We start from the raw sequence: 21,887 nt of genomic DNA, 5'->3' as shown, positions 1-21,887 counted from the left end.
GGGCGATCCGTTTCGCCCGGTTGAACTCCCGCGTAAAAAGAGCCAATAAGCCTTGCCGCAGCGCAGCACGCGCGCGTCGGGGCGGACGAGGTTTTGCGATGACGAAGTGGGTCTACACGTTTGGTGATGGTCGAGCGGAGGGTGCATCGGGGATGCGCGATCTGCTGGGCGGCAAAGGCGCCAATCTTGCCGAGATGGCGAATCTGGGCTTGCCGGTGCCGCCGGGCTTCACGATCACATCCGAGGTCTGCACCTACTTCTACGCCCACCACAAATCCTATCCGGACGAATTGAAGGGCCAGGTCGATGCTGCGCTAGCCGCCATCGGCAAGATTGCCGGCAAAGCATTCGGCGATAAGTCCGACCCGCTGCTCGTGTCGGTGCGCTCCGGTGCGCGGGCGTCGATGCCCGGCATGATGGACACGGTGCTCAACCTCGGTCTCAACGACACGACCGTCGAGGCATTGGCTACGAAATCCGGCGATCGCCGCTTCGCGTTCGACAGCTACCGCCGTTTCATCACGATGTATTCGGATGTCGTGCTCGGCGTCGAACATCATCACTTCGAAGAGATTCTCGACGAGTACAAAGAGGACAAGGGATATGTCCTCGACACCGACCTCGCAGCCGAGGATTGGGTCACGTTGGTCGCAAAATACAAGAAGAAGGTGAAGGCCGAGATCGGCCGCGATTTTCCGCAGGATCCGCACGATCAGCTGTGGGGCGCTATCGGCGCCGTGTTCTCGTCGTGGATGAACACACGCGCCAACACTTATCGCCGCCTCCACAACATCCCGGAAAGCTGGGGCACTGCCGTCAACGTGCAGGCGATGGTGTTCGGCAATATGGGCGACTCGTCCGCGACCGGCGTTGCCTTCACGCGCAATCCGTCGACCGGCGAGAAGCAGCTTTACGGCGAGTTTCTGATCAACGCGCAGGGCGAAGACGTCGTCGCGGGCATTCGTACGCCGCAGGAAATCACGGAAGCTGCGCGCAAAGCCGCGCAGTCCGACAAGCCGTCGATGGAATCCGCGATGCCGAATGCGTTCGCGGAGCTCGTGCGCATCTATAACGCGCTCGAGAAGCACTATCGCGACATGCAGGATCTCGAATTCACCGTCGAGAAGGGCAAGCTGTGGATGCTGCAGACGCGCGGCGGCAAGCGCACCGCGAAGGCGGCGCTCCGCATCGCGGTAGAGCTCGCGAGCGAAGGCTTGATCACGCAGAACGAGGCTATTGCGCGAATCGATCCGGCATCGCTCGACCAGTTGCTGCATCCGACCATCGACCCGGACGCTCCGCGCGACATCGTCGCGAACGGCTTGCCGGCGTCGCCCGGTGCTGCCTGCGGCGAGATCGTTTTCTCGTCCGACGAAGCCGAGACGCTGAAGGCGTCGGGCAAGCGAGTCATCTTGGTGCGTGTCGAGACGTCGCCGGAAGACATTCACGGCATGCATGCGGCGGAAGGCATCCTGACGTCGCGCGGCGGCATGACCTCGCATGCGGCTGTCGTCGCGCGCGGCATGGGTAAGCCTTGCGTTTCAGGCGCCGGCAGCGTTCGCGTCGATTACGCAGCGAATACGATGCGGGTCGGCGGCAAGACGCTGAAGAAAGGCGACATCATCACGATCGATGGGTCGACGGGCCAAGTGCTCAATGGCGAAGTGCCGATGATGGAACCGAAGCTCTCGGGAGAGTTCTCGACGCTCATGGGTTGGGCCGACAAGGCGCGCAAGCTTAAGGTTCGCGCCAATGCCGACACGCCGAACGATGCGACCGTCGCGGTGAAGTTTGGCGCGGAAGGCATCGGTCTCTGCCGCACCGAGCATATGTTCTTCGAAGGCGACCGCATCGTCGCGGTGCGCGAGATGATCCTCGCGGACGACGAGAAGGGCCGCCGTGCCGCGCTCGCGAAGCTGTTGCCGATGCAGCGCGGCGACTTCCAGAAGCTGTTCGAGATCATGGGCGATCGTCCGGTGACGATCCGCTTGCTCGATCCGCCGCTGCACGAGTTTCTGCCGCACGGCGACGAAGAAATTGCCGACGTCGCGAAGAGCATGGGCGCAGACCCGCAGAAGTTGCGCGAGCGCGCGCAGGCGTTGCACGAGTTCAATCCGATGCTTGGCTTCCGGGGCTGCCGTCTCGCGATTGCCTACCCGGAAATCGCCGAGATGCAGGCACGTGCAATCTTCGAAGCCGCCATCGCGGCGGAGAAACGCACCGGCAAGCGCGTCATCCCGGAAGTCATGGTGCCGCTGATCGCAACCAAAGCCGAGCTCGACATCGTCAAGGCACGTATTGATGCGATGGCGAAGGCGGTCGAAAAGGAAACCGGCTTCAAGCTCGAATATCAGACCGGCACGATGATCGAGCTGCCGCGCGCATGTTTGCTCGCCAAAGAGATCGCCGAGTCGGCCGAGTTCTTCTCCTTCGGCACCAACGACCTGACGCAGACGACTTACGGTATCTCACGCGACGATGCGGCGAGCTTCCTCGGCACCTATACCGAAAAGGGCATCTACCCGATCGATCCGTTCGTGTCGCTTGACCCGATTGGTGTCGGCGAGTTGGTGAAGATCGGCGTCGAGCGTGGGCGTAAAACGCGGCCTGACATCAAGCTCGGCATTTGCGGTGAGCACGGCGGCGATCCGGCATCGGTCGCCTTCTGCCATGAGGTCGGGCTCGACTACGTGTCGTGTTCGCCGTTTCGCGTGCCGATTGCGCGTCTTGCCGCCGCGCAAGCCGCCATCGGCAAAGCGGTCGCGAGCCAGGCTTAACGTCAAGCAACGAGAGGCGGGTTGCGTTTCCCGGCGTCCGCTTTTTCGAGGCTGGCTTCTGCGACAATGCGCCGATGCGATTCAAGGAAGGCGCGCGGGACCGCGCGCTTTTCGTTTGTTCGCCGGATCAAAACGATGGACGTTTCCACTTCGCTATCGAGCGGTCGCACGACAACGCCTTCGTGCGGCGTCTTGCCGAGCGAGGCCGGGACAACCGCGATACCAAATCCGCACGCCACCAGCGCCGTCATTTCGGATGCTACCGCAGTCCTTCGCGAAATCTTCACGGGGATCCCCGCTTCGCCGAACATCGTGGAGAGAATCCCGGCCAACCCAATGCCATCGAGATCGAGCGTGGTTGTAATGTCCTCGTTCGCCAGCGCCTCCGGCGCAATAACGCCCATGTTGGCGAGGCGATGAGTGTGCGGCATCGCCACAACCAGTCTTTCGCTTGAGACAGCTTCAACTGTTAGCTCGGATGACATGCGCAGGAGCGGTGCGCGCACGATCGCGACGTCGATGAGATCCTGTTCGAGATCTCGGACAAGGTCATTCGGGTGAGCGGCGAAGAAAGAGACGTCCACGTCCGGATGGGTCTTTCGGAAGTCCATCAGGATGCGTCGAAACACCGGACAATAGACGACCGACGGAACATAACCGAATTTGAGTCGTCCGACTTCGCCGGCACCTGCGCGGCGGCCGCGCTCCATCGCCATATTCGCTTGCTTCAGCGCGGCCCGGGCGTGCGCGAGGAATTCCTCACCCGCCTCGGTCAGGCGGATGCCACGTTTCTCGCGATAGAACAGCGGCGTCTTGAGCTGATGCTCAAGAAGTTTAATCTGTTGGCTCAACGCTGGCTGCGCGACGCCGATCTTTTCGGCGGCGCGGCCCATGTGGAGCTCGTCGGCAACCGCAACGAAATAGCGAAATTGTTTGAAGTCCACGGGTGCTCTCTAATGCGCTGTGCCGGTGGCGAGGTCTAAGGCGTTTCGCCGCGGCGGAAATATCGCTCGTAATAGTTGCGTTAATTGGCGGGCCGCTCGATCAATTTGCGGCCAAGGCGTTAGTAAATGGACACGGTGCAACCGGTGGCTGCTCAGCAATAAGAAAACGCGATCAATTTCGATGATTCGCGTCTTGGACAAAATCGGGATTCGTCACGCATATAGGTCCTGTTTCCGGCGCGTCCGGGCTTTTGATTTCACCTGCATCTTAGCAGGCCATTCTTTTTGTTGCGTTTATTTATCTATTAATACTGAGGTCGCCGCTACCCACTGAAACGGATTTTTCTCCGTATCGGGACTTGGACCGCGGTAGCGGCGGCTCTCCGTATTCTTCGCGTTGTCTCACGAATAGACCCTGTCGGCCTTCGGCGTATGCTTAACGCATCCGGAGGCGTCGACGATGACACGCAATCCCACCCACAGCATCAACTCCAAAACTCGCAGCGCCGTCGTTCGTAAGGCCGACTTTCCGGTTGGCGATGTTCGGCGCTATCTCGAGCCAGGACCGATCGTGCTCGTCTCATCCCGCCATCGCCGCAAGACCAACATCATGACGATGGGTTGACACATGGTGATGGAGTTCACGCCATCGCTCGTCGCTTGCATGATCACGTCCGGCAATCACAGTCACGACATGATCCGGCGCAGCGGCGAATGCGTGATCAACCTGCCGACGACGAAGCTCACCGACACGGTCGTGCGCATCGGTAATTGCTCGGGCGAGAAGGTCGATAAGTTTGCCGAGTTCGAGCTGACCGCGCTCGACGCTGACGAAGTGGCAGCGCCGCTGATCGGCGAATGCCATGCGAATTTCGAGTGCCGTATTCACGACGACGCGCTGGTCGATCGCTACAACGTTTTCATCTTCGAGGTCGTGAGGGCACATGTCGCGCCGCGGCCGAAGCATCCCGAAACGCTGCACTATACGGGTGACGGGGTCTTCGTCGTCGCCGGCAAAGCGATCAGCCGCCGGTCATTGTTCCGGCCGGGGATGCCCTAAGACTGACGCTAGAAAAGGATAACCCGCCCTCCAGGCCAGAAGGGCGGGTTATCAGTGCTGCGGGCTTGCACAGGGGGGACGGGGGGCGTCAGCTCACCGCAGCACAACTACTTGGGTGCCGATCCGTACGCGTTCGTAGAGATCGACGACGTCTTCGTTCAGCATCCGGATGCAACCGGACGAAACAGCTTGGCCGATGGTCTCCGGCTCATTGGAGCCGTGGATGCGGAATAGCGATCCACCGAGATAGAGGGCACGGGCGCCGAGCGGATTATGCGGGCCGCCGGCCATATAGCGGGGGAGATCCGGGCGGCGCTTGATCATCTGAGCCGGCGGGCGCCATTCGGGCCATTCCTGCATGTTCGAGATGCGTTGCGCACCGGCCCATTGGAAACCTTCGCGGCCGACGCCGACGACGTAGCGGACAGCCTTGCCGTCGCCGAGCACGTAATAAAGGCGGCGTTCGCGGGTGTTGACGATGACCGTGCCACGGCCATGCGGGCCGAAATACGGGACAATTTCGCGGGTGCCGGCGCGGGCTTCGCGTCGCGGCTCATAGCTCGGTGCGGGAGCCGGCTCAGGCTGCTGCATTCCGGGCAGGAAGAAGAATGGGAACGGTGCTTGGCTGGTCGCGGCTTGCGCCGGGACCGCGATGACGGCGAGAGCGGCGGCTGCGGCGGCGATGCGGACGATACGGTTCATGATAACCCCCGATTTCCAAGTCTGCTTAGAGGCTGACCGACTGCGTCGTAGCGATACGGCGCTGGATCGGGATGTTACGGACCGGGCGCTTGCCCTGGCCGGCGAGGCACTCGTCCGAAACTTGCGGCCAATGCTCGCGGGCACAGCTCACCGGAGCTTGCTTCTTCGGGGCTTCGACCGTCGGAAGAGCGACGACCGTCCAGGCTTCGCCGGCGCTCGGGAAGCGAGCTTCGACGATTGCGTTTGCGTTTGTGGTGGGGCGGCTCTGCGCCATATCGGCTGCAGCGACCACGATGCCAGCGGCAGCCAGTACGGCGGCGGCGATGAGGCTTTTGTTGTTGATCTTGAACATTGTTGACGCCCTAGTTCCCAAGCATTCCGTCATTTGATGATCGCACTTTAGGGGCCGTCCGTTTCGCCGCGTTGTCGCGGGACCCGGAAAGAGGTTTCGTCCAAGACTGCTTTGTTTCGTGGGCTGGCGTTCCGAAGAAATATAAGCCGGGCCCGCCTCCTCAACGTCACATTCGGCTTTCTGTTCCGAGACATTGTGGGCGGGCCCGAGGAGTATCGGCGTAAGCGCCGCAATCGGCGGCTAATTAGCCGCCTGCGGGGACGTCACGCGAAGCCGGAGCGGGCGAATACATGTTGCCGCTGCGGCGGTCCTGCAGGAAAAACGTCGGCGCGACGAAGCCATCGCGGGTCTGCAGTGTGCCCGAACGTGCGTTCGGCGAATAGCGCTCCATCTGCTCCTTGTTATACGTGTCATCGATCACGGCGTCGGCGGCAGCCGGGAGGATCGTGGTGGCGATAAGGGCGACGGCGAGAAGGCTCTTGTTCAAAATCGACATAAGTTTTCTCCATGAGGCGCGGATGTCCGCGCCAGTTGTTGACGTTGAGTTTTGTTCGGTTGGTCGTGACAGGAAGCGTCACATGTCAGCATTACGCCCGGCGACGACGGTTTGTTTCTCCAATCACGGATTCGTGCGGTAACGTACAAATTCGGTGGTGCGCGTAACGAATGCGCCATTTGTAGCGAAGGGATTTCTACACACGTGAAGGAGCGGGACTTGGAGTGGGCCGACTTGATGCGCGCAGCGAATGCCGGCGATGAAGCCGCGTATGCGCGTTTATTGAAAGGCCTTGCTATCGAGTTGCGCGCTTTCGTGCGCGGTGCGCTTGCACGTTCGAACTCGGCGGTCGACGTCGAGGACATCGTGCAAGAGACGCTGATTGCGATTCATCTCAAGCGGCATACGTGGATCGACACGGAGCCGTTCGGTCCTTGGATGCGCGCGATCGCGCGGCATAAGTTTATCGACGCGATGCGCCGGATCGGCCGTCGGGTGCATGTGCCGATCGAGGATTTCGAGAATTTGTTGAGCGCGGAAGAGGCCAATCCGGACACGCCGCGCAGCGATGTCGAAAAACATTTGCCGCAGTTGCCGGATCGGCAGCGCGGCGTCGTGCAATCGATCGCGCTCGACGGGCGCTCGATTTCCGAGACGGCAAAACAATTCGCGATGTCGGAGGGCGCGGTTCGCGTCGCTCTGCATCGCGGGGTCAAGACGCTGGCAGGCGTCATGCGAGGTGCAGTGTGAAGACCGATGATTTGATCCGAACGCTCGCCGCCGACGGCAAGACGCGACGTCCGGCACTCGACAAGCTGCTGATGACTGCGGCGCTGCTCGGGCTCGTCGTTGCGCTCGCGACGTTCGCGACGTTCCTGCGCATGCGGCCAAATTTCATGGCGATGATGCATGACTTCAACTTCGTGCTGAAGTTCGCCGTGACGCTGGGGCTCGCTTTGACATCTGCGGGGCTTTACTGGCGAACGCTGCGCCCTGGAGCACAATTCGGCGTCTGGGGGCCTGCCCTTGTCATCGCGCCGCTCGCGCTCGCGGTCGGCGTTGGGCATGAGCTTTTCGTGCTGCCGTCGAATGCATGGATGCCCGGCATGATGGGGCACAACAGTGCCGTATGCCTTCTGAGCATCCCGTTGCTGTCGCTGCCGATCCTCGTCGGCCTTCTTTATGTTTCGCGTGACGGAGCACCGGAGCATCCGATGCTCGCCGGCGCCATCGCGGGCCTAGTCGCCGGTGGTATCGGCGGGGCGATTTACGCGGCGCATTGCACCGACGACTCGCCGCTTTTCGTCATGGCCTGGTACACGATCGGCATCGCTGCCATGGCGGGCATCGGTGCGCTTGCGGGATCGCGCGTCCTGCGCTGGTAGCGGCCTTGTCTTTGCGTCCGAACTTTTCGAGAATATGAGGGCCTGGCGACAGGCTCTCACGTCCGGAGTGCTTCCGGGTGTTTCTCGGAGGAATCGGAATGAACGCACAAGCCGCGGTGGCTGACGTCGAACAAAGCTTGCCGGTCTTCACGCGAGCGGGCGCGATTGCGACGCTGCGCCTCAATCGGCCACGCTACCTCAACCGCATTCAGCCGGAAGACCTCGAGGAGATCGATCGCGTCGTCACCGAGGTCGAAAAGGACATGTCGATCCGGGCGCTGATCCTCACCGGCACCGGCCGCGCGTTCAGCGCCGGCTATCATCTCGGCAACATGGCGGAGCGCGAGCGGACCGAAGCCGCCATCGAAGACCCGCACGAGGAGCTGCTGTTCGAGAAGGTCATGAACCGCTTCGAGAAGCTGCGCGTGCCGACGATCTGCGCGCTCAATGGTGGCGTCTACGGCGGTGCGACCGATCTCGCGCTGTGCTGCGACTTCCGCCTCGGCGTCGACACGGTCGAGATGTTCATGCCGGCCGCGCGCATCGGCTATCATTTCTACAAGAGCGGCATCATTCGTTACACGACGCGGCTCGGCCTTAATGCGGCGAAGAAGCTTTTCCTGACCGCCGAGAAAATCGAAGCGGCCGAGATGCTGCGCATCGGCTATGTCGAACAACTTGTCCCGGCCGATCAACTGATGAAGCGCGCGAACGAGCTCGCCGAGATCATCGCCGGAATGGCGCCGACGGCGGTCGCGGGCATGAAGCTGACCATCAACGATTTCGCTCGTGGCGAACTCGACATGATCGCGGCGACCCAGCGCAACAATCGCGCGCAGCGTAGCCGCGATTTGCAGGAAGGCCTTGCGGCGTTCCGCGAGAAGCGAAAGCCGGTGTTTACGGGCGAGTAGGTCTCCGAAGCAGCGTCAGCATTCGTCATGGCCCGCATGAAGCGGGCCATGACGGCTCAGTGTCGATCAACCGCCTGAGCCATCCGGCGAAAAGACGTAGCCGGCGCCGCGCACCGTGCGGATCACACTCGGGTGGCCGGGATCCGGCTCGATCTTCTTGCGAATGCGTGTGATGCGGATGTCGATCGCGCGATCGAACGCGTCCGGATCGCGTGCGTTGGCAAGATCGAGCAGGCGCTCGCGCGTCAGCACGCGCTTCGGGTTCTCGGCGAAAGCTTTCAGCAAGCCGAATTCGGATGCGGTCAGTGGGTGTTCCAGATTCTCATCGTCACGCAACACGCGTGCATCGAGATCGAGCCACTTCGTACCGAAACGGACGACCTTGTTCTTCGGCGACGCATCGGCCGCCGCCGCTGCGGCGCCCTGCGCGCGGCGCAGGACCGAGCGGACGCGGGCGACAAGTTCGCGCAATTCGCAAGGTTTGGCGATGTAATCGTCAGCACCGAGTTCGAGGCCGACGACGCGGTCGATCGGGCTCGCGGTGCCGGTCAGCATGATCACGGGAACATTCGACTTCTGCTTGAGGTCGCGAATGATCGAAAGGCCGTCTTCCTCCGGCATGTTGAGATCGAGGACGATGAGGTCCGGCTTTTCCTTGTCGAAAGCCGCGCGCAGCGACGCGCCGCCGTCGCACAACGTGATGCGGAAGCCATGCATCTTGAGATAGTCGCCGACCATGTCGCGCGTCTGCGCTTCGTCGTCGACGACCATGATGTGCTGAACTTGATTCATGAGCGCTGTGTGCTCCGATCTAACGGGAGGACGACGAGGAACGTCGATCCTTTCTGTGGGCCCGCGCTTTCGGCCGTGACTTGGCCGCCGTGCAAATCGACGATCTTCTTGACGATCGACAGGCCGAGACCTGTCGAGCTTTCGCCGCCGGTCGGTTTGGCGGAGAGCCGTTGAAAGCGCCCGAACAGGCGGCCTGCGTCCTCGGGCGAGAGACCCAACCCGTTGTCGCGCACCGAAACATGCGCCGCCTTGTCGTGCTGCTCGACGGTAACATCGATCCGGCCGCCGGCCGGTGTGTATTTGAGCGCGTTGGAGACGAGATTGTCGATCGTCTCCCAGATGCGGTCGAAGTCGGCGTGGACGATGAGACGCTCGGGCGCGTCGATGGTCAGCGTCTGCTGCTTCTGTTTGGCGTTGTGCTGGCTCGCATCGATCACATCGCGCACCAGGGTCGCGAGGTTGAAAGGCTCGGCCTGGAGGTTGATGTCCATGGCGTCTTCCATGGCATCCGCCAGAAGGCGGTCTACCATGTTGAGCATGCGGCGGCCGGACTCCTCGATCTGCTTGACCTGTACGCCGGCAAAGTCCGGATCGAATTTCGGCATACCAATCACGTCGCGCAGCATCTCGGCGCGGCCCATCACGACGCCGATGGGATTCTTCAGGTCGTGTGCGACGGTGCCGACCATTTCGCGTTTGAAGGCGTTGGCGCGGCGAATGCGCTCCCACTGCGCAGCAAGGCGCTCGTTGGCTTGCGTCAGCTCTTCGGTTCGCGCGACGACACGCTCTTCGAGATGCGTGTTGGCGGACTGCAGTTCTTCGTAGAGGATCACGTTGTCGAAGGCGACGGAGAGCTTCGAGCAGAAGACTTCGACCAGTGAGCGGTCGGTCTCGGACAGGAAGCGCGGCGCCTCGATAAGCACGACCACCTCGCGCCCACTCGACGTGCGGATATACAGGACCGATCGCTGTTCATGGAATTCATGGCGGCGCCGCACCAGAGCATCATCGACATGCCGCGCGATATCGTCGCCGAGCGCGTCTTGTCCGGTGAAGCTCGTGTAACAGCCGGAGCCTGCAAGCACGGAGAATTTCGAGGAGCCATTTTGGCCTTCACGCAGAACCAAGATGCCTTCGCATTCGACTTTCAGCAGCGATGCGATCTGCGTCAGCACGCCTTCGGCAAGACGCTGCATCGAGCGGAAGTCGAACAGCGTCGAGGCGGCGTCGATGATGATTTCGAGGCCGCGCCGTGTTTCGTCGAGGCGCTGCAATTGTTGATGGCTGCGCAGCGAGGCTGTCAGCGTCGTGAAGAGTTTGTCGGCGGTGAGTTCGGTCTTCGCTTTATAATCGTTGATATCGTAGTCGATGATGACGCGGCGCTCGGGTGCTTGGCCGGGCTGGCCGGTGCGCAAAATGATGCGCACCGTCTCGTTCTTAAGTTCCTTGCGGATGTGGCTGACGAGATCGAGACCGGCGACGTCGGACTCCATGACGACGTCCAGCAAGACGACGGCGGCGTCCGGATGTTCGGCCAGCACCTTGCGGCCTTCCGCGGCCGAATAAGCCGAGATGATCTCAAGGCCCATGCCGTGCAGCGTATAGTCGTAGAGCGCGAAACGCGTGCCGTCATGCACGGCCGGATCGTCGTCGATGACAATGATCTTCCAGCGGCGATCGAGCGCGCTTTGCGAGGCTTCTGTGTCCTCGATGAATGTTACGAAGTCGTCAGCCATTGGTGTCCGTCAAAGTCAGGCTCGGTGCAGTCGCTTCTTCGCGCGGTGCCGACAACGGCAGAATGATGCGGAAGCGCGTCCCCGCTCCGGGCGATGATATCAGGTCGATGCTGCCGCCAAGGCGGCGGCGGATGATATTATAAACGATGTGCAGGCCGAGACCCGTGCCGCCTTCGTTCCGCCGGGTGGTAAAGAACGGGTCGAAGGCGCGGCGGCGGGTGTCGTCGCTCATGCCGGCGCCATCGTCGGCGAACAAAAGCTCGATTCGGTCACCTGCCACAGGCACCGGCCGAGCCTCGATGACGATCGTGCCGCTGCGGCCGTCCGCAAAGCCGTGTTTGGTGGCGTTGAGCATCAGGTTGGTCAGCACCTGGCCGTAAGCGCCCGGGTAGCTGTCGAACGCGATGCCCTCTGGGATGCGGATCATCAGGTCGACGTCGATGCGCTTGAGGGCCGGGCGCAGGCTGGCAACGATCTGGTCGGTCGCCTCCCGCATGTCGAATTGGCGGCGCTGTTCGTGACTGCGATCGACCGCGACTTGCTTGAAAGATTGGATCAGTTCGCCGGCGCGTTCGAGGTTGTGTACGAGTTGCTTTGCGGCTTCGCGGTTGCCGGAAATGAAATCGTCTAGGCGCGAGCGGCGGAGCTGGCCGCCGGCAAGCTCATCCGCAAAGGCATCGCAGCGACGGGCGAGGGACGACGCGACGGTGAGGCTGATGCCGACCGGATTGTTCACTTCATGCGCGACGCCGGCGACGAGGCCGCCGAGTGCTGCTAGCTTTTCCGCTTCGATGAGGCTGCGCTGCGTGTCGCGCAGATCCGCGAGCGTCGACTCGGCGCGCTCCTTCGAAGTGCGCAGATCGTCTTCGGCGCGGCGGCGCGCAACGGCGTTGCCGCGGAAGACTTCGACGGCGCGCGCCATCTCGCCGATCTCGTCCGGCGCTTTTACGCCGCGGACGCGGCGATCGTAGTCACCGGAGACGATCGCCTGCATGGCGACCTTCAGCTCGCTCAGCGGGCGGCGAATACTGCTCGCAATCGCAACGCCGATCGCGATGATCAGCCCCAGGAAAGCGAGGGCGACCAGCGCGACCTGCCAGTAAACGTCGGCGAGCGCGGTGTCGAAGCGCTCCTGCGCGCGTTCTTCGCGCGAACGGACCAGTGCGGACAGGCGATCGAGCGCATTTGTCATGCCGGTTTGGTTGCCGTCGACCGACTCGCGCAGCAGCCGTGTCTGTGTCGCAAAGCTGCCGGCGAGATTGTTGAGCCCGGTGGCCATCTCGACCGAGCGCTGGCCGAGCGCGCGAAGGGCGCCGCGCTGCAGGTCGTTGTCGGCGAGATCGAGCATCACCGGCACGGTGCGCTCGATGGTGGCGATGTGGCGATGCGCATCGTCAGACGATTGTGAGGCAAGCGAAAGGTAATAGCCGTTGGCGGCGACCAGCGCGGCAGAATAACTCTCGCGCGATTTCGACAGCGCGGGCCAGATCAACGCGTCGCGCTCTTTCGTTGCGCCTTCGATGATGGCGTAGAGGCCCGCCATGTCGCGCGCGGGGCTCAACACTTCGCGCTCGTAAGTGCGGGAGATTTCGTCGCGCACTTTGCGCAGCTCTTCGAAGCCGGCGAGGAAGCGCTCCGTGACATTCGTGAGGCCCGAAACCGAACCCGCGAAGGTCGGTTCGAGCGCCGCGCGTGTGCGCAGAAGGTCGAGGAGCTTTTGCCGGCGCGCCTCGATTTCGGTGATGAGGTGCGGTTGCGGCTGATTGAAGTAGCGGTGGATCAGGCTCTGCAGCCGGACGCTCTCAGAGTCGATCGAAACGAGGAGCCGGTCAGCCTGCCGCGCCGCGCGCAGTTCGTTCCAGGCGCCGGTGAGGACGCGCGCGCCATCCCAGATCAAGGCCCCGAGTAAAAGGACGACCGTCGTATTGAGCGCCGCGATGGCAAAGATGCGCCAGCGAATCGGGATCGCGCGGATGCGCTGTTCCAGCCGCGCAGACCATGGGTACTGCGCTTCGGTGCCCGGCGCGGGCGTTGTGGTCGCCGAATCTGTCACGGGGCTACGCAACGATTGCAAACCTACCTGTCGACCTGCCGGATGCGATCGATCAGCGCTTGTACCCCAGCATCGGCGGCGTAGCGACGATAAAGCGGCTCCATGGCCGCCTCGAAGGCGGCCTTGTCCAGCTCGCTGACCACCAAATTGCCGCCCGCGGCGGCCTTTTTGCGCGCATCATCCTCCCACGCGGCCCATTGGGTCCGCATGAATGCGCTCGACCGGCGGGCGGCGGAGCGGAAAATCGCCTGATCCTCGGGCGAGAGCTCGTTCCAGACCTTCAGCGACATCACGAGCACTTCCGGACCCATCGTGTGTTCGGTGAGGGTGTAGTGCTTGGCCATCTTAAAATGGTCGGTCGTAACGTAGGACGGCCAATTATTCTCAGCGCCGTCGATGAGGCCGGTCGTCAGCCCCGTCGCGACCTGGCCGTAGGCCATCTCGACCGGCTCGGCGCCGAGCAGCTTCATCATCTCGACCATCTGATCGGACTGCTGGACGCGCAGGCGGAGACCCCGCATGTCCGCAATCGTCCGGATCGGGCGTTTGGTGTTGTAGATCGAGCGCGCGCCCGAATCGTAGAAGGCGAGGCCGACGAGACCGAAGGGCTCGAAACTTGAGAGGATTTCGTCGCCGATCGGGCCGTCCAGCACCTTGTGCAGGTGGGCGTTGGAGCGAAAGAGAAAGGGTAGGGCCAGGACGTTGGCTGTCTTGATGAAGCTGCCGAGGGGCGCCACGTTGGTCCGGTTGAGTTCGATGGCGCCAACGCGGGTCTGTTCAAGCGTCTCTTTTTCCTCGCCGAGCTGGCGGGAGTGGAAGACGCGAATGCGGTGGCGGCCGCCGGTGTCGGCGTCGATCAGGCGGCTCATATACATGAGGGCCTGGACGGTCGGGTAATTCTCGACCTGTGTGTCGGCGGCGCGAAAGTCGCGCGCGGTCGCGCTCGCGGCCCAGCAAGCGACCGCCGCGATGGTCAAAACCCGCAAACCCGTCAGCATCCCGTCTTCTCCGGAAGGGTACGCGGCCCGGCCGCCGCAGCCTGTTAGGGTACTATAGGAGGAATAGATGCGGGCGCGAAGGGGTGCCGGCGGCTTCCACCAAACAACGTCAAATTCGCTTTACTGGTAGAGCGCAAAAACGCTCGCCATATTGTAGAAGAGGAAATCCCGTCCGAGGCTTGGCCTGCGGGGGAGTTTAAACGGGCACCTTTATGCTGGACACGATCAGGGCTTTCTTCGGCGAACTTGCCGGAGGTACCAAGGACCGCTTCGCCGACGACGACTATCGGCTGGCGGCGGCTGCCTTGCTGATCCACGTGGTCGGCGCCGACGGCGTGATGAAGCCGGAAGAGCAGGCCCGTCTGCACAAGGTCGTGCAGTATCGCTTCGAACTGGATGACGCGGCGACCGAAGAACTGATTGCCGAAGCGACCATAGTCGAAGGCGAATCCGTCGACCTCTATCATTTCACCAGCCTGCTCAATCGTTCGCTGGACGAGGAAGGCCGCCAGCGCATCATCGAGATGATGTGGGAGCTGATCTACGCCGACGGCAACGTCAACGAGTTCGAAGACAACATGGTCTGGCGCGTCGCCGATCTGATGGGCGTCTCCTCGCGTGACCGCATCCGCCTGCGCCAGCAGGTCGCGGCGGAAAGCGGCCATGCTGCGGACGGCGAGCCGAAGCCGAGCGAAGCCGAAACGGCCGATAAGTAGCGGCATCGATCCATGGCAAAACGCGCCGTTGCGGTGATCACGGGTGCCTCGTCCGGCATCGGCGTCGAACTCGCCCGCTTGTTCGCGGCGAATGGCCATGAGCTTGTTCTGGTCGCGCGCTCCGAGGCGCCGATGAATGCACTGGCGGAGTCGATCGCGGCGACCGGAAAGTCTCGCCCACACGTTCTGCCGATCGATCTTGCGCTTGCCGATGCTGGTGACAGGCTGGCGGACGGACTCGAGCGTCTCGGTGCCGAGCCGACCTTCGTGGTCAACAATGCGGGGTTTGGTTTGCTCGGCATGGCGGCGTCTCTCGATCGCGCCGAGCAACTGTCGATGATCGATCTCAACGTGCGCACGCTGACCGATTTGTCGTTGCGATTCTTGCCGAGCCTCACGGCGCATCGCGGTGGCTTACTCAACGTTGCATCCGTTGCGGGTTTTCTGCCAGGGCCTGGGCAGAACGTTTATTACGCAACCAAGGCGTATGTGCTGTCGTTTACGGAGGCGCTTGCTGAGGAGCTGGCCGGCACCGGCGTTCGCGTTTGCGCGCTGTGTCCCGGCCCTGTGCCGACCGGATTTCAGGCGCGCGCAGGCGTCAAGCGCGAGCGCAAAATCGGCATGTTGACGCTGTCGGCCGAACGCGTTGCGCGCGAGGGCTATGATGGGTTCATGGCCGGTAAGCGTCTTGTGGTGCCGGGCTTCGGCAATAAGCTCGTGACGTTGATGCCGCGGTTGCTGCCGCGATCGCTGGTGACGAAGCTGACCGACGCGCGCAAACGGCGGCTCGACGGCGAAGTCTAACGCGTCCACCTGGCAGGCTTGACCCTGCGTTGCGGCGGCGCGTACGCCTCCCCTTATGGATCTGGTCTTCGTTCTGGCGGTCGGTCTGATCGCGGGCATCATCAGCGGCATCGTCGGCACCGGTTCGTCGATCATGCTGATGCCAGTGCTCGCCTATGCGTATGGGCCTAAGGCAGCCGTCCCAATCATGGCGGTTGCGGCGTTGATGGCGAACCTCTCGCGTATCGTGGTTTGGGTGCGTGAGGTTGATTGGCGCAAAGTCGGCGCTTATGCGGCGACCGGAGCGCCGGCCGCGTTCCTCGGCGCGCGCACGATGCTGGTGCTGCCGAGCCGCTGGGTCGATATCGCGATCGGATGTTTTCTGCTCGCGATGATCCCGGCGCGGCGCATCTTCGCGGCCGCATTTGCGGGTTTCGGCCTTGTGCACCTCGCGGTGGCGGGCGCGGTCATCGGCTTCCTCACCGGTATCGTCGCGTCGACCGGCCCGATCTCTGTGCCGGTCTTCCTCGCGGCCGGGCTGACGAAAGGTGCGTTTCTCGGCACCGAAGCGGCGAGCTCTCTGATGCTTTATGTTGCGAAAACGGTCAGTTTCCGGAGTGCCGGAGCGCTCCCGACCGATGAAATCCTCAAAGGGCTGACGGTCGGGGCGTCGATCATGGCCGGATCGTTCATCTCGAAGCCCTTCGTGCTGCGGCTTTCGGCCGACCGTTTTCAGCATCTAATGGATGCGTTGCTGGGGATCGCCGGCCTTGCGATGCTCTACAACGCCGCATTCGCCCCCTGAGTGGCTGCTGGCCTGAGAATTGCTCTTCTCATTTTGGCTCGATTCCAGGTATTTTCTCCCCAAGGCGGAGAATCGGGCCGCAAAAATTGGAAGAGACGTGACGGTCCAGGCTTCAGAAACAAAAAAGCCGGTTCTGCTGATCCTGCATCAGGAGCACTCGACGCCCGGGCGCGCCGGCACGGCGCTGACGCGGCTAGGCTATCCGCTCGACATCCGGCGTCCGCGTTTCGGCGACGAACTGCCGAAGACGATGGCGGATCATTCCGGCGCGATCATCTTCGGTGGCCCGCAGAGCGCTAACGACGAAGAAGAGTTCATCAAGCAAGAGATCGACTGGATCAACGTACCGCTCGCCGAGAGCAAGCCGTATCTCGGCATTTGTCTCGGCGCGCAGATGATGGCGCGCACGCTCGGCGCGCGCGTCTTCTGTCACGTCGATCAGCGCGCAGAGGTCGGCTACTACCCGATCCGGCCGACCGCCGAAGGTCTCGCCATGAACGAGACGTGGCCGTGTCACGTCTATCAATGGCACCGCGAAGGTTTCGATCTGCCGCCCGGCGCTGTGATGCTTGCGGAAGGTGACGAGCATTTTCCCGTGCAGGCGATGCGCTACGGCCCGGCCGCTTTCGCGATCCAGTTCCACCCGGAAGTCTCGCATCTGATGATGTGCCGCTGGACCATTCGCGGCGCGGCGCGCTTCGAGCTTCCGGGCGCTAAAGGGCGCGATCAGCATTTCGCCGATCGCCCCGTCTACGACTTTGCGATCCGCCAGTGGTTCATGAGTTTCCTCGATCACTGGCTGCACAGCGGCGACAAGGTCGAGGCGCCGAGCCGTCGTGCGCAACGCGCCATCGAAGGTTTCGAAGGCGCCATGGCGGCTGCCGCGGAGTAGTCAATCCATCGCGGCGTGAGACGGCGCGCCGCCGGCCGGCTGCTTGCCGCGTATTTTTCCGATCACGAAGACGAACGGCGTTGCGGCGATCGCGAGCCACATCAGCAATTTGAAATCGTTGCCGTAAGCGATGAACATCGCCTGCTGCGTCAGTATTTGGTCGACGAGCGCTTTGCCTTGCTCCGTATTGATGTCGACGAAGCGCGCGAGGTCCGGCGCGCGCAGCGCGTCGTTGAACACCGTGATGAATTCGGCGAGCTGCGAGCGCATCACGGTGGTGCCGCTGGTGAGGTTTGCGATGACGTAGGAGATGCCGACCGAGCTGGCAACGTTGCGCACCAGCGTCAGAATCGCGGTTCCGTCCGTGCGCAAGTGCGGCGGCAGCGAAGAGAAGGCGACCGTATTCAGCGGCACAAAGATGAAGCCGAGGCCGAAGCCTTGGATGATCGCTGAAGCCACGATCGTGTGCTGCGAGGTATCGGCCGTGAAGCCGATCATCGTGTGCAAGGTGCCGGCCATCAAGATGACGCCAGTGAGCACGAGGTAGCGCGGCTCGACGTATTTCGCAAGGCGGCCGACCGCGAACATCGAGAGCAGTGTGCCGACACCGCGCGACGCCAGCAACCAACCAGCGGTGACGATCGGGTAGCCGAGCATGTTCTGCATAAACGGCGTCACCAGGGCCATGGTGGAGAACAGCATCACGCCGATCACCACCATGAAGATGCAACCTGAGATGAAGTTGCGGTCGCGGAAGATCGCAAAACGGATGAAGGGCTCGCGCGTCGTCAGTGAGTGGGCGAAGAAATAGTAGAAGCCGACTACCGAGATGATCGCCTCGGCGATGATCTCGTTGCTCTCGAACCAGCCCACCTGCTCGCCGCGATCGAGCATCAGCTGCAGCGAGCCGATGCCGACCGCGAGCGCGATGAAGCCGAACCAATCGAAGCGCAGTTCTTCGCGCGATTTCGTCTCGTCCATGAAGGCGATGAGGCCGAGCACCGTCACGATGCCGATCGGCACGTTGATGAGAAACACCCAGTGCCAGGAATATTGGTCTGTTAGCCAGCCGCCTAGGGTCGGGCCCATGATCGGGCCGAGCATCACGCCCATGCCCCAGACGGCCATCGCGCTGGCGCGCTGTTCGGGCGGATAGGAATCGAGCATCACGGACTGCGAGAGCGGCACGAGGGCGGCGCCAAACATGCCTTGCAACAGACGGAACAGGACCATCTGCTCGATATTCTGCGCGAGGGCGCATAGTAGCGAGGCGACCGTGAAGCCGGCGACGCAAAGGATAAAGAGCTTCTTGCGACCAAAGCGATCGGCGAGCCAGCCGACCGGCGCCGTCATGATCGCGGCGGCGACGATGTACGAGGTCAGGACCCAATTGATCTGATCGAGCGAGGCCGAGAGCGAGCCCTGCATATAGGGCAGGGCGACGTTGGCAATCGTCGTGTCGAGCGCCTGCATGACGGTGGCCGACATCGCGCAGACGGTCAGAAATGCCCGCCGCAGATTTCCGCCGGCAGGCGCGGCGCTCATGGCTTCTGTCCGTTTGCGTTTGCGTTGCCGCCGAACAGACCGGCAAGCGAGCGCTTGCGGCCCGTATCAATGTCGACGTTGACACTCATCCCGGCGCGGAGGCGTTGCAAGTCCTGGCCGGGCGCGAATTCGATCCGGATCGGCAGGCGCTGAACGACTTTGACCCAGTTGCCGCTCGCATTTTGCGGGGGAAGGATCGCGAACTGCGCGCCGGTGCCCGGGCTGACCGAAGCGACGGTGCCGCGCAGCGCCTGATCCGGATAGGCATCGACATACATAGAGACCGGTTGTCCGACACGCAGATGCGTGACTTCGGTTTCCTTCGGGTTGGCGTCGACCCACGGCCGATCGTCATCCATCAGCGCGAAGACTGGCGTGCCAGCGGTCACGTAGCGGCCGAGCTGGATGGACGGCACCTGTGTTGCGGTGCCGCGCATCGGCGCACGCACGGTCGCAAGGCGAAGATCGCGCTGCGCGGTGTCGAGATTCGCGACCGCTTGCATGAAGGCCGGGAATTTCTCGATCGGCAGATTCGGGTCATCGAGCAGTTGGTTCTTCAGCGCGTCGCGCTGCTGCGTCATCTGTTCGAGCGAGGTCTGTGCGGTGACAAGTTGAGCCAGCGATGCATCGACGTCGAACTGAGCTCCACTGCGGTTGGTCAGCAACGTTTTCTTGCGGTCCACGTCGGCTTGACGAAGTTTCACGGTCTCCTGCGCGAGCGTGATGAGGCGCTCGATCGACGCGAGATTCGTTTTCAGGCTAGCGAATTCGGTGCGCACCGAAGCGACGCGCGATTCCACTTGGATGACGGCGAGGCGGAACGGCTCGGGATCGATCTCGAATAGCGGCTGGCCGGGCTGAACGACTTCACCCTCGCGCACGGAGACTTTCACGATCTTGCCGGCGACGTCCGGCGTGATCAGGACTTTCTGCGCACCGACATAGGCGTTGTCGGTGGAGATATAGCGGCCACCCGCGAGATAGACGTAGAGACCGACGGCGGCTGCAATCAACGGCAGTGCGATCAGTAGAATGAAGCGCAGACGCTTCGGCGGCGACTTTGCCGCAGGCTTGGCCTGCGCTTCTTGCGGCGCTGGCGCTTCGGCTAGCTTCAATGCGGGTTCGGCCATGGCGCTTACTCGGCGGCGAGGCGGGTCTGCTGTGTGGCAGCCCGCAGATTGTCTTTTGTCGTGTTGAGGTGGCGGAGGATGGTCTCGACGGTCTCGCGGTCCACGCCTGCGAGAACTTCGTCCATCATCGCGTCCCCTAATTTCTTCAGCCGCTCGACCATCGGGCGGGCGGCGGGCAGAAGGTGGAGGCGCTTGGCGCGGCGGTCGCTCGGATCGTTGCGGCGCTCGACGAGTCCGTTGTCGCACAAGCGGTCGACGAGCCGCGTCAACGTGATCGGCGCGATGTCGAGCATTTCGGCGAGTTCGGCCTGCTTCAGGCCTTCGTAGCGCTCGAGACGCATTAGCACGGCCCACTGCGCGCGCGTCATATCGAGCGAACGGACGCGCTGATCCGCGAGTGTGCGGAGGAGGCGCGCAACGTCGTTCAGCGCGAAAGCGAATTCTCGGCCCAGGGACTTTGTCATGGGTGAAAAATAATAAGCTAGCTTATAATAAGCAAGCTTCAGGCTTGCAGACTCCGCCCAGGCAGGCATGCGGACGCCGCAATCCTTCCGGCGAGGTGGATTTCGCCTGGATGAGCAGCCAAGGTTGGCTTTCCCGCCGCTTTGGAAACGCACATGGACAAGAAGACTCACGACAAGGGCTTGGAAATTCGTCGCGCCGTGATGGGCGACACTTATGTCGATGCCGCGCTCAAAGGCGCCGACAGTTTCAATCAGCCGCTCCAGGAATTCGTCACCGAATACGGTTGGGGCGCCGTCTGGGGCCGTGATGGCCTGACGCGTCAAACCCGCAGCATGCTCAACATCGCGATGCTGAGCGTCATGAACCGCCCGCACGAACTGCGCGGCCACCTTCGCGGTGCGCTACGTAATGGTGTGACCGAAGACGAGATTCGCGAGGTGCTGCTGCAAGTCGCGGTTTACGCCGGCTTCCCGGCGGCGATTGATGGCTTCCGGGTCGCGCGCGAAGTGATCAACGAAGAAAAGAAGTCGTGAGGAAACGATGACGGACACCTACGAGGTCTATGCGATCAAATACGGCGATCACGATCGCAAAGCGTCGGAGAATTTTCTCGGCGGCGATCCGCATGATGGGCCGATGCCACTCGACTATTTCGTGTGGGCGATCGTCGGCGATAAACGCACGTTCGTGTTGGACACTGGCTTCGAGCCGGCAATCGGCGATAAGCGGCAGCGCCGCATTTCCAAACCGATCAACGAAGGGCTCGCAACGATCGGGATCAAAGTGGACGAAGTGCGCGACATCATCGTCTCGCATCTTCACTACGATCACACGGGGAACTACGAGATGTTCCCCAACGCGCGCTATCACCTGCAGGACTGCGAGATGGCGTATGCGACAGGCCGCTGCATGTGCCACGCGGAGTTACGCAAGCCTTTCGAGGCTGAGGATGTCACCGCGATGGTGCGCAAGGTTTTCGAGAATCGCGTTACGTTTCACGATGGCGATGCGGAACTCGCGCCGGGCGTGACCGTTCACCACATCGGTGGGCATTCGCGCGGTCTGCAGAGCGTGCGCGTGAACACGAAACGCGGGCCCGTCGTGCTGGCGTCGGACGCAAGCCACTACTACGCGCATATCGAACAAGGACGCGTATTTCCGCTCGTCTATAATGTCGGCGATGTCGTGGAAGGTTACGAGAAACTCAAATCGCTCGGCGGCGGTTTGAAGAATGTCGTGCCGGGCCACGATCCGCTGGTGCTAAAGCGATATCCGGCCGCGAAGCCTGAGCTCGAAGGCTGGATCGCGCGGCTCGACGCCGAACCGAAGAGCTAACGAAAGAGCG

Annotated in this window: 21 protein-coding genes and 1 pseudogene; 11 read left to right on the top strand and 11 right to left on the bottom strand. The window is 62.3% G+C overall.

Going from position 1 to position 21,887, the window contains the following annotated elements:
- Positions 1 to 98 precede the first annotated feature (98 nt).
- On the top strand, positions 99 to 2,777 hold the full coding sequence (gene ppdK / locus GJW30_RS01800; protein ID WP_166743031.1) for a pyruvate, phosphate dikinase: 2,679 nt from the start codon (positions 99 to 101) through the stop codon (positions 2,775 to 2,777).
- Between the two features lie 2 nt (positions 2,778 to 2,779).
- Here ppdK and GJW30_RS01795 read toward each other — a convergent pair whose 3' ends face one another.
- The gene (locus GJW30_RS01795; protein ID WP_130364703.1) at positions 2,780 to 3,670 is read right to left on the bottom strand and encodes a LysR family transcriptional regulator; all 891 of its coding nucleotides are present in this window, start codon (positions 3,668 to 3,670) and stop codon (positions 2,780 to 2,782) included.
- A gap of 511 nt (positions 3,671 to 4,181) precedes the next feature.
- Between GJW30_RS01795 and GJW30_RS01790 the strand changes: the two are divergent.
- A pseudogene (locus tag GJW30_RS01790) lies at positions 4,182 to 4,781 on the top strand (flavin reductase family protein).
- 93 nt (positions 4,782 to 4,874) lie between these two features.
- Here the strand turns inward: GJW30_RS01790 and GJW30_RS01785 are convergent.
- From GJW30_RS01785 to GJW30_RS01775, 3 genes are all read right to left on the bottom strand, one after another.
- A complete protein-coding gene (locus GJW30_RS01785) occupies positions 4,875 to 5,483 on the bottom strand; it encodes a L,D-transpeptidase (protein ID WP_096350920.1) in 609 nt (202 codons plus the stop codon).
- A gap of 25 nt (positions 5,484 to 5,508) precedes the next feature.
- Positions 5,509 to 5,835 carry a hypothetical protein gene (locus tag GJW30_RS01780; protein WP_096350919.1) on the bottom strand — a complete coding sequence of 109 codons (327 nt, stop codon included), beginning with the start codon at positions 5,833 to 5,835 and terminating at the stop codon, positions 5,509 to 5,511.
- Positions 5,836 to 6,079: 244 nt separating this feature from the next.
- Positions 6,080 to 6,331: a hypothetical protein gene (locus tag GJW30_RS01775; RefSeq protein WP_096350918.1), complete on the bottom strand. Its 252-nt coding sequence runs from the start codon at positions 6,329 to 6,331 to the stop codon at positions 6,080 to 6,082.
- Between the two features lie 237 nt (positions 6,332 to 6,568).
- Between GJW30_RS01775 and GJW30_RS01770 the strand changes: the two genes are divergently transcribed.
- The 3 genes from GJW30_RS01770 to GJW30_RS01760 all read left to right on the top strand — a co-directional run bounded on the left by GJW30_RS01770 (position 6,569) and on the right by GJW30_RS01760 (position 8,627).
- Positions 6,569 to 7,081 (top strand): sigma-70 family RNA polymerase sigma factor, encoded by a 513-nt coding sequence (locus tag GJW30_RS01770; RefSeq protein ID WP_208408037.1) that lies wholly within the window; start codon positions 6,569 to 6,571, stop codon positions 7,079 to 7,081.
- Positions 7,078 to 7,716 (top strand): NrsF family protein, encoded by a 639-nt coding sequence (locus GJW30_RS01765; protein ID WP_096350913.1) that lies wholly within the window; start codon positions 7,078 to 7,080, stop codon positions 7,714 to 7,716. Before GJW30_RS01770 ends, GJW30_RS01765 begins: the two co-directional genes overlap by 4 nt.
- Before the next feature lie 98 nt (positions 7,717 to 7,814).
- On the top strand, positions 7,815 to 8,627 hold the full coding sequence (locus tag GJW30_RS01760; RefSeq protein ID WP_096350910.1) for an enoyl-CoA hydratase/isomerase family protein: 813 nt from the start codon (positions 7,815 to 7,817) through the stop codon (positions 8,625 to 8,627).
- Between the two features lie 66 nt (positions 8,628 to 8,693).
- On the opposite strand, the gene GJW30_RS01755 is transcribed toward GJW30_RS01760, so the two are convergent.
- The 4 genes from GJW30_RS01755 to GJW30_RS01740 are packed head-to-tail and all read right to left on the bottom strand — an operon-like array spanning position 8,694 to position 14,206.
- The gene (locus GJW30_RS01755) at positions 8,694 to 9,419 is read right to left on the bottom strand and encodes a response regulator (protein ID WP_096350908.1); all 726 of its coding nucleotides are present in this window, start codon (positions 9,417 to 9,419) and stop codon (positions 8,694 to 8,696) included.
- Positions 9,416 to 11,155: an ATP-binding response regulator gene (locus GJW30_RS01750; protein ID WP_096350905.1), complete on the bottom strand. Its 1,740-nt coding sequence runs from the start codon at positions 11,153 to 11,155 to the stop codon at positions 9,416 to 9,418. Before GJW30_RS01750 ends, GJW30_RS01755 begins: the two co-directional genes overlap by 4 nt.
- A complete protein-coding gene (locus GJW30_RS01745) occupies positions 11,148 to 13,208 on the bottom strand; it encodes a sensor histidine kinase (RefSeq protein ID WP_096350903.1) in 2,061 nt (686 codons plus the stop codon). The genes GJW30_RS01750 and GJW30_RS01745 overlap by 8 nt, the downstream gene beginning before the upstream one ends.
- Positions 13,209 to 13,231: 23 nt before the next feature.
- Positions 13,232 to 14,206: a TRAP transporter substrate-binding protein gene (locus GJW30_RS01740; protein ID WP_096350899.1), complete on the bottom strand. Its 975-nt coding sequence runs from the start codon at positions 14,204 to 14,206 to the stop codon at positions 13,232 to 13,234.
- Between the two features lie 212 nt (positions 14,207 to 14,418).
- Between GJW30_RS01740 and GJW30_RS01735 the strand changes: the two genes are divergently transcribed.
- The 4 genes from GJW30_RS01735 (at position 14,419) to GJW30_RS01720 (ending at position 17,402) form a co-directional block, all read left to right on the top strand.
- Positions 14,419 to 14,922 carry a tellurite resistance TerB family protein gene (locus GJW30_RS01735; RefSeq protein WP_096350896.1) on the top strand — a complete coding sequence of 168 codons (504 nt, stop codon included), beginning with the start codon at positions 14,419 to 14,421 and terminating at the stop codon, positions 14,920 to 14,922.
- Between the two features lie 12 nt (positions 14,923 to 14,934).
- The gene (locus tag GJW30_RS01730; RefSeq protein WP_096350894.1) at positions 14,935 to 15,726 is read left to right on the top strand and encodes an SDR family NAD(P)-dependent oxidoreductase; all 792 of its coding nucleotides are present in this window, start codon (positions 14,935 to 14,937) and stop codon (positions 15,724 to 15,726) included.
- 55 nt (positions 15,727 to 15,781) lie between these two features.
- Positions 15,782 to 16,510, top strand: a complete 729-nt coding sequence (locus GJW30_RS01725) for a sulfite exporter TauE/SafE family protein (protein WP_096350892.1) — start codon at positions 15,782 to 15,784, stop codon at positions 16,508 to 16,510.
- A 97-nt stretch (positions 16,511 to 16,607) separates the two neighbouring features.
- Complete coding sequence (locus tag GJW30_RS01720) at positions 16,608 to 17,402, top strand: glutamine amidotransferase (protein WP_096350890.1); 795 nt, start codon at positions 16,608 to 16,610, stop codon at positions 17,400 to 17,402.
- Here the strand turns inward: GJW30_RS01720 and GJW30_RS01715 are convergent, their stop codons facing one another.
- Genes GJW30_RS01715 through GJW30_RS01705 form a run of 3 tightly spaced genes read right to left on the bottom strand, consistent with a single transcriptional unit; the run spans position 17,403 to position 20,541 of the window.
- Positions 17,403 to 18,947, bottom strand: coding sequence for a DHA2 family efflux MFS transporter permease subunit (locus GJW30_RS01715; protein WP_096350888.1), 1,545 nt, complete (start codon positions 18,945 to 18,947; stop codon positions 17,403 to 17,405).
- Complete coding sequence (locus tag GJW30_RS01710) at positions 18,944 to 20,077, bottom strand: HlyD family secretion protein (protein WP_096350886.1); 1,134 nt, start codon at positions 20,075 to 20,077, stop codon at positions 18,944 to 18,946. Before GJW30_RS01710 ends, GJW30_RS01715 begins: the two co-directional genes overlap by 4 nt.
- Before the next feature lie 5 nt (positions 20,078 to 20,082).
- Positions 20,083 to 20,541, bottom strand: a complete 459-nt coding sequence (locus GJW30_RS01705) for a MarR family winged helix-turn-helix transcriptional regulator (RefSeq protein ID WP_096350884.1) — start codon at positions 20,539 to 20,541, stop codon at positions 20,083 to 20,085.
- Positions 20,542 to 20,694: 153 nt separating this feature from the next.
- Between GJW30_RS01705 and GJW30_RS01700 the strand changes: the two genes are divergently transcribed.
- Positions 20,695 to 21,075, top strand: coding sequence for a carboxymuconolactone decarboxylase family protein (locus GJW30_RS01700; RefSeq protein WP_096358598.1), 381 nt, complete (start codon positions 20,695 to 20,697; stop codon positions 21,073 to 21,075).
- A 7-nt stretch (positions 21,076 to 21,082) separates the two neighbouring features.
- A complete protein-coding gene (locus GJW30_RS01695; protein ID WP_096350881.1) occupies positions 21,083 to 21,877 on the top strand; it encodes an N-acyl homoserine lactonase family protein in 795 nt (264 codons plus the stop codon).
- Positions 21,878 to 21,887 lie beyond the last annotated feature (10 nt).

Source organism: Variibacter gotjawalensis (assembly GCF_002355335.1).
GTDB lineage: Bacteria > Pseudomonadota > Alphaproteobacteria > Rhizobiales > Xanthobacteraceae > Variibacter > Variibacter gotjawalensis.
Note: the sequence above shows the minus strand (reverse complement) of the source record. Positions and strands in the feature narration are given on the sequence as shown.